Annotated in this window: 10 protein-coding genes and 2 riboswitches; of the genes, 6 read left to right on the top strand and 4 right to left on the bottom strand. The window is 70.5% G+C overall.

All coding sequences use genetic code 11. From position 1 onward, the window contains the following. The 4 genes from gcvP to VFX99_RS04650 all read right to left on the bottom strand — a co-directional run. The coding region (gcvP, locus tag VFX99_RS04665; RefSeq protein WP_329665150.1) for an aminomethyl-transferring glycine dehydrogenase at nt 1–2,525 on the bottom strand (2,525 nt) is incomplete at its 3' end. 80 nt (nt 2,526–2,605) lie between these two features. Next, complete coding sequence (gcvH, locus tag VFX99_RS04660; RefSeq protein WP_329665147.1) at nt 2,606–2,989, bottom strand: glycine cleavage system protein GcvH; 384 nt, start codon at nt 2,987–2,989, stop codon at nt 2,606–2,608. 49 nt (nt 2,990–3,038) lie between these two features. Further along, nucleotides 3,039–4,148 (bottom strand): glycine cleavage system aminomethyltransferase GcvT, encoded by a 1,110-nt coding sequence (gene gcvT, locus VFX99_RS04655; RefSeq protein WP_329665146.1) that lies wholly within the window; start codon nt 4,146–4,148, stop codon nt 3,039–3,041. A gap of 46 nt (nt 4,149–4,194) precedes the next feature. Further along, nucleotides 4,195–4,307: riboswitch (glycine riboswitch) on the bottom strand. After that, nucleotides 4,308–4,403, bottom strand: a riboswitch (glycine riboswitch). Nucleotides 4,404–4,455: 52 nt separating this feature from the next. Then, the gene (locus VFX99_RS04650) at nt 4,456–5,628 is read right to left on the bottom strand and encodes a MarP family serine protease (protein ID WP_329665145.1); all 1,173 of its coding nucleotides are present in this window, start codon (nt 5,626–5,628) and stop codon (nt 4,456–4,458) included. Nucleotides 5,629–5,842: 214 nt separating this feature from the next. On the opposite strand from VFX99_RS04650, the gene VFX99_RS04645 reads away from it, so the two are divergent. Genes VFX99_RS04645 through VFX99_RS04620 form a run of 6 tightly spaced genes read left to right on the top strand, consistent with a single transcriptional unit; the run spans nt 5,843 to nt 12,525 of the window. Continuing rightward, entirely contained in the window at nt 5,843–6,493 is a 651-nt protein-coding gene (locus tag VFX99_RS04645) for an NUDIX hydrolase (protein WP_329665149.1), read from the top strand. 28 nt (nt 6,494–6,521) lie between these two features. Continuing rightward, nucleotides 6,522–7,871 (top strand): quinolinate synthase NadA, encoded by a 1,350-nt coding sequence (gene nadA / locus VFX99_RS04640; RefSeq protein WP_329665144.1) that lies wholly within the window; start codon nt 6,522–6,524, stop codon nt 7,869–7,871. Then, entirely contained in the window at nt 7,868–9,544 is a 1,677-nt protein-coding gene (gene nadB / locus VFX99_RS04635) for an L-aspartate oxidase (RefSeq protein ID WP_329665143.1), read from the top strand. Before nadA ends, nadB begins: the two co-directional genes overlap by 4 nt. After that, nucleotides 9,544–10,395, top strand: a complete 852-nt coding sequence (nadC, locus tag VFX99_RS04630) for a carboxylating nicotinate-nucleotide diphosphorylase (protein ID WP_329665142.1) — start codon at nt 9,544–9,546, stop codon at nt 10,393–10,395. Before nadB ends, nadC begins: the two co-directional genes overlap by 1 nt. 16 nt (nt 10,396–10,411) lie before the next feature. Continuing rightward, nucleotides 10,412–11,563 carry a cysteine desulfurase family protein gene (locus VFX99_RS04625; protein WP_329665148.1) on the top strand — a complete coding sequence of 384 codons (1,152 nt, stop codon included), beginning with the start codon at nt 10,412–10,414 and terminating at the stop codon, nt 11,561–11,563. Beyond that, nucleotides 11,560–12,525 carry a glycosyltransferase family 2 protein gene (locus VFX99_RS04620; protein WP_329665141.1) on the top strand — a complete coding sequence of 322 codons (966 nt, stop codon included), beginning with the start codon at nt 11,560–11,562 and terminating at the stop codon, nt 12,523–12,525. The genes VFX99_RS04625 and VFX99_RS04620 overlap by 4 nt, the downstream gene beginning before the upstream one ends. Nucleotides 12,526–12,631: the final 106 nt, after the last annotated feature.

The raw sequence follows: 12,631 nt of genomic DNA, 5'->3' as shown, positions 1-12,631 counted from the left end.
GATTCGGTGGGTTCGACCATGAGCGTGCCGGCCACCGGGAACGACATCGTCGGCGCGTGGAACCCGTAGTCGATCAGACGCTTCGCGACGTCGTCCACGGTGACGCCGGTCGCCTCGCGCAGCGGCCGCAGGTCGAGGATGCACTCGTGCGCGACCAGCCCGCGATCGCCGGTGTACAGCACCGGGTAGTGGTCCTTCAGCCGCGTCGCGATGTAGTTCGCCGCGAGTACCGCGGCGGCCGTCGCATCGCGCAGCCCTTCCGCGCCCATCATGCGCACGTACGCCCACGAGATCGGCAGGATGCCGGCCGACCCGTGCGGCGCGCCCGACACCGCCCCGCCGTCGAAGACGAAGCCGCCCGCGTGGTCCTTGCGCTGCGAGAACGGATGCCCGGGCAGGAACGGGGCGAGGTGCGCCTTCGCCGCGACCGGCCCGACACCGGGACCGCCGCCGCCGTGCGGGATGGCGAACGTCTTGTGCAGGTTCAGGTGCGACACGTCGCCGCCGAGGTCGCCGAACCGCGCGTATCCCAGCAGCGCGTTCAGGTTCGCCCCGTCGACGTACACCTGCCCGCCGGCATCGTGCACCGCCTGCGTGATCTCGAGCACGTCGTGCTCGTACACCCCGTGCGTGGACGGGTACGTGATCATCAGCGCGGCGAGCTCGTCGGCGTGCGCGACGATCTTCGCGCGCAGGTCGTCGAGATCGACGTTGCCCGCCTCGTCGCAGGCGACGACGACCACCTTCATGCCGGCCAGAACAGCGGATGCCGCGTTGGTGCCGTGCGCGGATGACGGGATGAGGCACACCGTGCGGCCGGAATCGCCGTTCGAACGGTGGTACCCGCGGATCGCGAGGAGGCCCGCCAGCTCACCCTGCGAGCCGGCGTTCGGCTGCAGGGACACGGCGTCGTAGCCGGTGACCTCGGCCAGCCATGTCTCCAGCTGCTCGATCATCGCGAGATAGCCGTGCACGTCCGCCTCCGGCGCGAACGGGTGCACCCGCGAGAATTCCGGCCACGACACCGCTGCCATCTCGGTCGCCGCGTTGAGCTTCATCGTGCACGATCCGAGCGGGATCATCCCCCGGTCCAGCGCATAGTCCCGATCGGCGAGCTGTTTGAGGTAGCGCATCATCGCCGTCTCGCTGTGATGGGTGTTGAACACCGGATGCGTGAGGTACTCCTCGTCGCGATGCAGCGTCTCCGCGACTCCGGACAGCGGCGCGGCATCCGTGAACGGCAGGTCGCGCTCGCCGTGCTCGTCGGCGGTCGGGAGGCCGAACGCCCATGCGACCGCGGCCAGGTCGTCGGCGGTCGTGGTTTCGTCGACCGAGACGCCGACCGTCGCGTCGTCGACCCAGAACAGCTGGTAGCCGCGAGTCCGGGCGCGCTCGATGATGCGCTGGGACGGACCGGGAGTGACGACGCGGATGGTGTCGAAGAACGAGTCGGACCGGAGCGAGAGCCCGTAGGACCGGAGGCGCTCGCCGAGGGCCTCCGCCTTGCGGGCGACATCCGTGGCGATCCCCCGCAGTCCCTCGGGACCGTGGTACACCGCGTACATCGCGGCCATCACGGCCAGGAGGACCTGCGCGGTGCAGATGTTCGACGTCGCCTTCTCGCGGCGGATGTGCTGCTCCCGCGTCTGCAGCGAGAGGCGGTACGCGGGGTGGCCCGAGGCGTCCTGCGACACTCCGACGAGGCGGCCAGGCAGCTGACGTTCCAGGCCCGAGCGCACGGCCATGTAACCCGCGTGCGGACCGCCGAAGCCGAGCGGCACCCCGAAGCGCTGCGTCGTGCCGACCGCGACGTCCGCGCCCAGCGAACCGGGCGAGCGCAGCAGGGTCAGCGCGAGAAGATCCGCCGCCACGACGACGAGGCCGCCGGCGACGTGCGCCGCGTCGATCACGCCGGACGGGTCCCACACGCGGCCCGAGGCGCCCGGATACTGGACGAACACCCCGAAGAGCTCGTCAGGCAGCGTCGCGCCGTTCGCCAGATCGAGCTCGACGAGCTGTACGCCGACCGCGGCGGCGCGGGAGTGCAGCAGCGCCTTCGTCTGCGGCAGCGCGTCGATGTCCACGACGAACACCGGCGAGGCCGATCGAGAGGCGCGACGGGCGACCAGCATGCCCTCGACGACCGCCGTCGGCTCGTCGAGCATCGATGCGTTCGCGGTCGACAGACCGGTCAGGTCGGTGACCATCGTCTGGAAGTTGATGAGCGCTTCGAGCCGGCCTTGGGAGATCTCGGGCTGATAGGGGGTGTAGGCGGTGTACCAGGACGGGTTCTCCAGCACGTTGCGGGCGATGACCGAAGGCGTGAGGGTGTCGTAGTACCCGAGGCCGATCATCGGCCGAGCCGCCCGGTTCTGCGAAGCGAGCTCGCGCAGCTCCGCGAGAGCCTCGGCTTCCGTGGCCGCCGGGAGGATGTCGGAGGTCTCGCGCGGGTCCACATGAATGGATGCCGGCACTGCGGCCTGCACGAGCGCCTCGACCGTGTCGTAGCCCAGCGCGTGGAGCATGAGCGCCTGAGCGGCGGCATCCGTCCCGATATGACGGTCGGCGAAGCCGCGTCGCAGTCCGAGCGGAGCCGAGCCCTCGGTCACTCGTCGCCGCCCGTGAGCGCGACGTAGGCCTCGCGGTCGAGCAGCTCCCCCGTGCTGGAGGTGTCCACGCGCAGCTTCACGAGCCACCCGGCGCCGAAGGGGTCGGCGTTGACGATCGACGGATCGTCGACGACGGCCTGGTTGACGTCGACCACGTCCCCGGTGAGCGGGGCGTAGAGCTCGCCTACCGATTTGGTCGACTCGATCTCGCCGACGACCTGGCCGGCCGAGACGCCGGAGTCCACGTCGGGGAGGTCGATGAACACGACGTCGCCGAGCTTGTCCGCCGCGTAGTCGGTGATGCCGACCGTCGCGACATCGCCGTCCAGGGCGATCCACTCGTGCTCGGCGGTGTACTTGAGGCTGTTGAGGTCGGTCACGGTTTCCTCCAGGAGGTGGTCGGGTGGGTTCCGGGGTGCGTCGCGCCGGTCATGTGGCACGACGATAGAACGGCAAGGGGCTGACTGTCGCGGGGATCCGCGTGCCGCGCACGTCGACGAACAGCGCGGTTCCGGGGGCGCTCGCCGCCGGCGAGACGAACGCCATGGCGATCGGGTGCCCGAGCGTCGGGCTCAGCGCGCCGCTGGTGATCTCCCCGACGACCATGTCGCCGGCGAGCACCGCGTATCCCGCTCGTCCGGCACGTCTGCCCTCCGAGACGAGTCCGACGAGCACCGGGGCATCGGCCGCGATGACGGCGGAGAGCCCGCTGTGGCCGACGAAGTCCTCCTTGTCGAGGGCGACGACTCTGCCGAGACCGGCCTGGGCCGGCACGATGTCCAGCGACAGCTCGTGACCGTAAAGCGGCATGCCGGCCTCCAGTCGCAGCGTGTCGCGGGCGGCGAGGCCGGCCGGCACGAGCCCGTGCGGTTCGCCGGCGGTGAGCAGTGCGTCCCAGAGCGATTGCGCGGCATCGTTCGGGATGAGGAGCTCGTAGCCGTCCTCGCCCGTGTAGCCGGTGCGGGCGATCAGCACCGGCCGCTCGTCGAATCGCGCGGAGACGGCCGCGTAGTACTTCAGCTCGTCGAGGGGGTGCGCGAAGCCATCCAGACCCGCGGTCGCATCGAGGATCGCCCGTGCCTTCGGGCCCTGCAGTGCGATGAGGGCGTAAGCGTCCGTCGCGTCGACCACGCGGACCTCGTGATCCTGCGCCGCGTCGACGAGCGCCGCCGCCACGGCGTTCCGATTGCCGGCGTTGGCGATGACGAGGAACCGCTCGTCCGCGAGGCGGTAGACGATCAGATCGTCGACGATCCCGCCGCTCTCGGCCAGCAGGAGCGAATACTTCGCCCGCCCGACCGGCAGGGTCGACAGACGACCCGCCAGCGCGTAGTCGAGATATTCGGCCGCACCGCCTCCCGACACGAAGAACTCCGCCATGTGCGAGATATCGAACAGCCCCGCGGCGGAGCGCACGGCGTGATGCTCGGCGAGATCGGACGAATAGCGGACGGGCATCGCCCAACCGCCGAAGTCGGTGAACGAAGCTCCGAGCGCCTCGTGGCGATCACGCAGGATCGTATAGCGGGGGTCCGTCATGAGTTCTCCCGGTCTCGTGCGGGCAGGCGCCGGGTCGGCGTCTGTGAACTCCCCCTCTGTCATGAGCCTGAGAGTTTCGCCTCGGCATCCTGATTCGAATCAGCGGATGCCGGGACTTTCACCGTCGGCGGACCCCGAAGGATCGCTTTTCAGAGCGGCCGAGCCCGAGCGGTACGCATACCTGAGAGATTGGCGGGGAGGCTTGCTCCTTCGGTGCTCGGCTGCGTGCTGCCGAGGCTCTCCCGTCCGGGTTGTTGGCCTTATGGACTTGCGGTGCCAGCATAGCGTCCGCATGCCGCACGGGAAGTCAGCGCGCGCACGCTCCCGACGCGACGGGCTCGGTCAGGCCGGGGGCAGCCGCGAGCACCGGTTGAAGCTCGACGGTGGTCATGGCGTAGCCGCGATCGGTCTCGTCCTCCGCTCGCGCGAAGACCACACCGGCGACGGCCCCGTCGCCGGTGAGCAGCGGCCCGCCGGAGTTGCCGGGGTTGACCGCAGCGGCCAGCCCGTAGATGCTGCGCAGCGCGCTGGACTGGCCGTAGATATCGGGCACGAACACCTCACCCGTCGACAGCACCTCGGCCGGCACCGCGGAGAACGGGCCTCCGTACGGGTATCCCGCCACGACGGCGGCCGTGCCGACCGGCAGCGGGTCCACGACCGGGAGCGCCGACGCGTCGAGCCCGTCGACTGCGATGACCGCGAGGTCGTCGATCGCATCGAAGTAGACGATGCGTCCCTCGCGCGCCGGCCGGCCGGGAAGCTCGACGATCGCCGTCTCGACACCCGCGAGCACATGCGCGTTGGTCACGACACGGTCGGTCGCCACGACGAACCCCGTGCCGGTCGCGCTGATCCCGCACTCGAATGCGATTCCCGACACGCGGGCGACGGACGCCTCCGCGATGGCCACTTCGGGATCATCGACAGCCACGGGCTCGGCGCTGGGCTGCCCGTCGAGCGCGAGCAGCTTGCCGAGCTCCGGGAGCGCGTCCTGCGTGACAACTGAGCTCACCTGCGCCAGGACGTCCGCGATGGGTCGCGGGGTGATCGAGTCGATCGTGCGCATCACAGCCGAGGATTTCAGAGCGATCGACAGCCCGGGTGCGCCGGTGTTGCCGACGCTGAGCGTGATCAGCGTGAGCGACAGCGCGCCGGCCAGCACGGCCAGCACTCCTCCGAGCAGCCGGTCGAGCACCTTCAGGGGGCCGCGGTCGACCCCTCGGCGCAGGGCGGTTCCGATGGCACCGCCCGCCATGCCCCCGCCCACGAGCAGGAACAGAGCCAAGATCACCACGGCGATCACCCGGGTGTCCGGCCAGGGCCAGACGCTGTTGGCAAGCGGCACGAGCAGGTACGCGGCGAGCCCGCCGAGCACGATCCCGATGAGCACACCGAGACTGGCGAGAAGGCCGCGCTGCACGCCGACGACGAGCGCGAGCACCAGCAGCCCGACCAGCACGGCATCGACGATGAGCACGCGCTCCCCCCTCCTGCGGGTATCCCCGCACGCCAGCGTAGGCACTGGATGCTGTGGTCTGTCTTCGAAACGCGATGACGCAGGCCGAGTTTGCACTTCAGGTCATCATGACACTAAGATCGAGGGCGAGGTAATGGTCATCATGACACAAACAATTCTCAGCCCAAGCATCCCGCACGCGGACTCCGTCTCCGAAGACGTCACGCGTGTCGCCGTGTCGACCGTGATCTTCACGCTGCGGCGTGATCCGGACGACGATCACGCGGCCGTCGTGCTGCCTCTCGTCCGCCGCACCCGCGACCCGCACGAAGGACTGTGGGCTCTGCCGGGCGGCTGGCTGGACTCGGCGGAGAGCCTGGACGCCGCCGCCTCGCGCACGCTCGCGGAGACCACCGCGATCGCGCCGAGCTACCTCGAGCAGCTCTACGCGTTCGGAGCGGTCGATCGCTCGCCCACCCGCGTGGTGTCGATCGTCTATTGGGCCCTGGTGCGCCCCGACCAGATCCCCTCCGAGGACATCGAGAACGTCTCGTGGTTCGATGCGGCGAAGCTGCCCAGACTGGCGTTCGACCACAACGAGATCGTGGACTATGCGCTGTGGCGTCTGCGCAACAAGGTCGGCTACAGCCGCATCGCGCACGGCCTCCTCGCCGACGAGTTCACCCTCGCCGAGCTCCGCGAGGTGTACGAGTCGATCCTCGGCAAGCGCCTCGACCCGGCGAACTTCCGCCGTCAGGTCGAGAACTCCGGGACCCTCATCCCGACCGAACGCTTCCGCACGGGCAGCCACCGGCCCGCCCGCCTCTACCGCTACAACCAGGACGTCGAGCTCGCCGACCGCGGGCCCCTCGTCGTCCGCCTCTGAGCATCTCCCAGATCGAATCGAGCACGCCATGTCCGCAACAATCCTGACACTGCAGCCCCGGCCGGCGGATCCTTCCGTCGATCACACGATCCAGGCGATCGTCTCCGGTGCTTCGACGGCCGAGACCTGCAACACCGACCTCGCCGCCGGACCGTGGAATTTCGACGACCGACCCGGCTACGGCCCGGGCTCGTCGATGGGCGACGTCATCCCGACCGGCTCGCCCCGTCAGGGTGAGCTGCCCAGCGAGTACCGGGAGGCATCGCCCGACCAGCTCGACGCCCGGATCCGCGCGGCGAAGGCGAAACTGGGCGACCGGGTGATGATCCTCGGCCACTTCTATCAGCGCGAGGAGGTCATCCGGCACGCGGATTACGTCGGCGACTCGTTCCAGCTCGCCAACGCCGCCAAGGCGCACCCCGAAGCCGAGGCGATCGTGTTCTGCGGCGTCCACTTCATGGCCGAGACGGCTGACCTGCTGTCGCAGCCCGATCAGGCTGTGATCCTTCCCAACCTCGCCGCCGGGTGCTCGATGGCCGACATGGCCGACATCGACCAGGTCGAGGACTGCTGGGAGCAGCTGGCCGAGGTCTACGGCGACATGGATGCACCGGATGTCGATGGGCTCGTCCCGGTGATCCCGGTGACCTACATGAACTCCTCGGCCGCGATCAAGGGATTCGTGGGCCGGCACGGCGGGATCGTCTGCACGTCGTCCAACGCGCAGACGGTGCTCGAGTGGGCGTTCGAGCGCGGGCGCCGGGTGCTGTTCTTTCCCGACCAGCACCTGGGCCGCAACACCGCCAAGGCGATGGGCATCACGCTCGATCAGATGCCGATGTGGAATCCGCGCAAGCCCCTCGGCGGAGCGACCGCCGACGAGCTGGCTGCATCCCGCGTCATACTCTGGCACGGCTTCTGCTCGGTGCACCGCCGTTTCACGGTCGAGCAGATCGAGAAGGCCCGGGCCGAGCACCCCGGCGTCCGGGTGATCGTGCACCCCGAGTGCCCCATGGCCGTCGTCGACGCCGCCGACGAGTCGGGCTCCACGGACTACATCCGGCGCGCCATCGAAGCCGCGGCCGAGCCCACGACGTTCGCGATCGGCACCGAGGTGAACCTCGTGCAGCGCCTCGCGGCGGCCAACCCGCAGCACACGATCTTCTGCTTGGACCCGGTCGTGTGCCCGTGCTCGACGATGTACCGCATTCACCCCGGCTATTTGGCGTGGGTGCTCGAGGGACTGGTCGCGGGCGAGGTCCTCAACCGCATCACCGTGCCCCAGGACGTCGCCGACCCGGCGCGTCTCGCCCTCGAGCGGATGCTGGCGGCCAAGCCGCCGGCCGCGCCCGCCGCCGCGTGGGAACACGCGTCATGACGGCGCCGGTCGACGCGGAGGCCGGTGCTGTGCACGCCGTCGTCGTGGGCAGCGGCATCGCCGGGCTCACCGTCGCGCTGCACGCCGTCGAGAACGGCTGCCGAGTTACCTTGGTGACGAAGGACGTGCTCGAGCACGCGAACACGCGCTACGCGCAAGGCGGCATCGCAGGCGTCATGTTCGACGACGACCGTGCCGCAGACCATATCCGCGACACGCTGACGGCAGGCGCCGGCCTCAACGATCCCGAGGCCGTGCGCGTCCTGGTCGAAGAGGGACCTGCCCGCATCCGCGAACTGATCGCGCTCGGCGTGGCCTTCGACCGGCGCGCGGACGGCTCCTTCGTCAAGGGCCTCGAGGCTGCGCACTCCTATCCGCGCATCCTGCACTCGGGAGGCGATGCCACCGGCACCGCGATCGAGAAGGCCCTCGTGGCCCGGCTGCGCGAGAGCGACGTGCGGGTCGTCGAGCACGCCTTCCTCATCGATCTGGTGCTCGAAGACGGGCGGGTCACCGGAGTGGATCTGCTCGTGGGCGATGCGGCGGCATCTGCCGACGCACCACATGTCGACGGACACCGGGAGCGGATCGCGGCGGACGCGGTCGTCCTGGCCACCGGGGGCGCCGGCGAGCTGTATGCGCACACGACGAACCCGGCGGTCGCGACCGGCGACGGCATCGCGGCTGCGCTGCGCGCCGGCGCGGACGTCGCCGATCTCGAGTTCTTCCAGTTCCACCCGACCGTGCTGGAAGGCAAGACCGCGGACGCGGACGGAGAGCGGGGCGCCACCGGCGAATCATTCCTGGTCTCGGAGGCCGTACGCGGAGAGGGTGCGACCCTGATCGACGAGCGGGGCCGCCGATTCGCGTTCGACGCGCATCCCGACGGCGAGCTCGCACCGCGCGATGTGGTCGCGCGCGCGATCGCACGGCAGATGGACGCGCAGAACGGAAGGCCGGTGCTCCTCGACGCGACGCACCTGCGGCCGACGCCCGACGAGGTCGCGGCATTCCTCGCGGAGCGCTTCCCGACCATCGACCGGGCCGTCCGCGACCGGAGTCTCGACTGGTCGCGCGAGCCGATCCCGGTGACCCCTGCCGCGCACTACCTGATGGGCGGCGTCACCACCGACCTCGACGGACGCACCACCCTTCCCGGGCTGTACGCCGTGGGCGAGGTGGCGCGCACGGGCGTGCACGGCGCGAACCGGCTGGCATCGAACTCGCTCCTTGAGGGCGCGGTCTTCGGCGCCCGTGCGGGTGACGCGATCGCTCCAGACGCGGCATCCGATCGGTGGCCGAGCTTCGATCCTGCGCCGACGCGCCCGGCCGCTGCGACGAATACTGCAGGCGGGGGCCCCGCCGCTCCGCCGTTCACGCGGGCCGCCCTGCAGGAGCTCATGTGGGAGGACGCCGGACTCGTGCGCGACGCCGAGGGACTCGGCCACGCGGCATCCGTCCTCGCGACGTGGCGTGCGCACCAGCGCACCCCGCGCACCGAGGCCGAGTTCGAGGACGAGAACCTTCTCGTGGTCGCCGAGCAGCTCGTGGCGGCAGCCCTGCGGCGCCGCGAGTCGGTCGGAGCGCACTTCCGGCGCGACGATTCCACTCTCGATTCCCCCGAGGACGAACGAACGGATGCCGCGGCCCCGGTCGCGAGCGGGGTGGCCTGATGCTGACCAGGTCCACGATCGACCGGGTGGTCGGCGCGGCGCTCGAAGAGGACGCGCCCTGGGGCGACCTCACGAGCGAGATGCTCATCCTCGGATCCGCCACTGCGCGCGCCGATCTCGTGGCTCGCGAGCCGGGCGTGTTCAGCGGCGGAGAGGTCTTCGCGGCGGCGTTCCGGCTCACCGACCCCCGCATCGAGGTCGAGCGCATGGTCGACGACGGCGACGCGTTCGCCGAGGGTGCCGTGCTCGCAGTGGTATCCGGCCCCGCCCGGGGTGTGCTGACGGCCGAGCGGATCGGCTTGAACTTCGTCCAGCGCATGTGTGGCATCGCGACGCTGACCGCAGGATATGTCGCCGAGGTCGCGCACACGGGTGCCCGCATCGCCGACACCCGCAAGACCACTCCGGGACTGCGCGCATTCGAACGCCATGCGGTCGTCAACGGAGGCGGCCACAACCACCGCTACTCGCTGTCGGATGCAGTGATGGCCAAGGACAACCATCTGGCCGTGCTCGCCCAGAAGGGCGTGTCGGTCACGGCGGCTCTGCAGGGGGCGATCGCGCGTCTGCCCCACACGACGCACGTCGAGGTGGAGGTCGACCGCCTCGATCAGATCGACGCCGTCCTCGCAGCGGGAATCGGCACCATCATGCTCGACAACTTCTCGCTCGACGATCTGCGCCGCGGCGTCGAGCAGGTCGGCGGGCGCGCGACGGTGGAGGCATCCGGCGGGGTGAGCCTGGAGACCGTCCGGGCGATCGCCGAGACGGGCGTCGACGTCATCTCGGTCGGAGCGCTCACCCATTCGGCACGCGCGCTCGACCTCGGCCTCGACATCCGCATCTCATGAGGTCCGCGCAGTGAGCATGCTCTACCTCGACAATGCGGCGACCACGCCGGTGCGCCCCGAGGTGCTCGAGGCGATGATGCCGTTCCTCACGCGCTGGTTCGGCAACCCGTCGAGCCACCACACGGTCGGCGAAGCCGCGGCGGATGCGCTCGCCGACGCGCGCGCACGGGTCGCGCGCGTGCTGGGGATGCGGGCGGGCGACGTCATCTTCACGTCGGGCGGCACCGAGGCGAACAACCTGGCGGTGAAGGGGGTCGCCATCGCGGCGGCGCTGAACCGCGGCGCACGGCATCTGATCCTCACGCCGATCGAGCATGAGTCCATCCTCGAGTCCGCCGAGTATCTCGCCCGTGTGCACGGCTTCGAGCTGACGCACCTGCCGGTGGATGGGTTCGGCCGCGTCGCACCGGCGGATGTCGCCGCGTCCCTGCGCGACGACACGGCGCTCGTCACGGTGGGCTACGCGAACAACGAGGTCGGCACGATCCAGGACGTCGCGGCGATCGCCGAAGCCGTGGCCGCGTACGGGCGGCGCGTGCCGGTGCACGTCGACGCCGTGCAGGCGGCCGGCTGGCTCCCGCTCAGCGCCGCGGACCTGGGCGTGGACGCGATCTCGCTCGCCGGGCACAAGCTGGGTGCGCCGAAGGGAACAGGTGTCCTCGCGGTGCGGGGTCGCGTTCCGCTGGAACCCCTGCTGCACGGCGGCGGGCAGGAGCGGGGGCGCCGAAGCGGCACCGAGGACGTCGCCGGCTCGGTGGGATTCGCCACGGCACTCGAGCTCGCCGAAGCCGAGCGCGTCGAGGCATCGGTCCGCGTCACGCAGCTGCGGGATCGGTTCATCTCGCGCATCCTCGCGGAGGTGCCCAGTGCGCGCCTCACCGGAGATCCGGTGCATCGGCTGCCCGGAACGGCGAGCTTCACCTTCGCCGGGACCAGCGGCGAAGCCGTTCTCCTCGAGCTCGAGCGCCGCGGCGTCGTCTCGTCGAGCGGATCGGCGTGCGCCGCGGGCAGCGACGAACCCTCGCACGTGCTCACCGCGATGGGCGTGCCGCCGGAGGTCGCGCAGACCGCGGTGCGCTTCACCTTCCCCTCCTCGCTCGTCGAACCCTTGGATGCCGTCGCCGACGCGGTCGCGGCATCCGTCGTCGCCGTACAATCGGGCGGGTGACCACCCCCGCCGCGATCACCGTCATCGTGCCCGGGCACGACGTGGCGGAGTACGCCGATGAGGCGCTCGACTCGCTGCGGCGGCAGACTCTGCAGGCGTGGACCGCGATCCTGATCGACGACTTCTCGACGGATTCCACCGCCGACGTCTTCGCGCGCGCCGCGGTTGCGGATCCGCGGTTCCGGCTCGTTCGGCACGCAGAGCGGGCTGGGCTGGGCGCGGCCCGAAACCGTGGGCTCGATCTCGTCGACACCCCGTTCCTGGGCTTCCTCGACGCCGACGACGTTCTGACGCCGAACGCGCTCGAGCGCCTCGTCGGTCTGCTCGACGAGACCGGCAGCGACTTCGCGGTCGGTGCCTACGTCCGCCTGCGGCCCGAAGCAGCCGGTGGATACCGCGCGGGCGAAGTGCAGCCGTGGGTGGCCGCGGCGTCTGCGCCCGAGCGCCGGGGCACGACGATCGACGAGCACCCCGAGGCGTCGGGCAACATCGTGGCGTGGTCGAAGGTGAGTCGCACCGAGTTCTGGCACCGGGCCGGCATCCGATTCCCGGAGGGCCGCCTGTACGAGGATCAGATCGTCGCGCAGCAGATGTACGCGCGCGCCCGCCGCTTCGACACCGTGCCCGACGTGGTCGCGCACTGGCGCGTCCGCGCCGACGGGTCGTCGATCACCCAGCGCGAAGCGCACCTCGACGTCCTGCGTGACTGCCTCGACGCCATGGACGCGGGCCTGCGCGTGCTCGAATCCGCGGGCCATCCGCTGGCGGTCCAGGCGCGCATCGGCCAGATGCTGCGCATGGACGTCCCTCGGCTCGCCGAGATCGCGCGCACTCACCCGGATGCCGCCTACCGCCGGACGCTCGGAGCCTTCACGCGCGACATCTGGGCTCGGGCCGGCACGGCTCGCGCCGGGCTGGACGAGGCGACCGCGAAGGTCGTGGCGGCCGCACGCCTCTGGTGACCACGCGCGCGACGCCATTTGCCAGCAGACGTCGGCAAACGCCGCAGCGATCCATCGACGACTGGCAATTCGGAAGTGTGCGCTGCCTCCTCCCCACTCGGCGGAT

Origin of the sequence: Microbacterium sp. (assembly GCF_036277215.1) — a bacterium.
GTDB lineage: Bacteria > Actinomycetota > Actinomycetes > Actinomycetales > Microbacteriaceae > Microbacterium.
The sequence above is the reverse complement of the archived record's forward strand: the minus strand, read 5'-3'. Positions and strand labels throughout refer to the sequence as shown.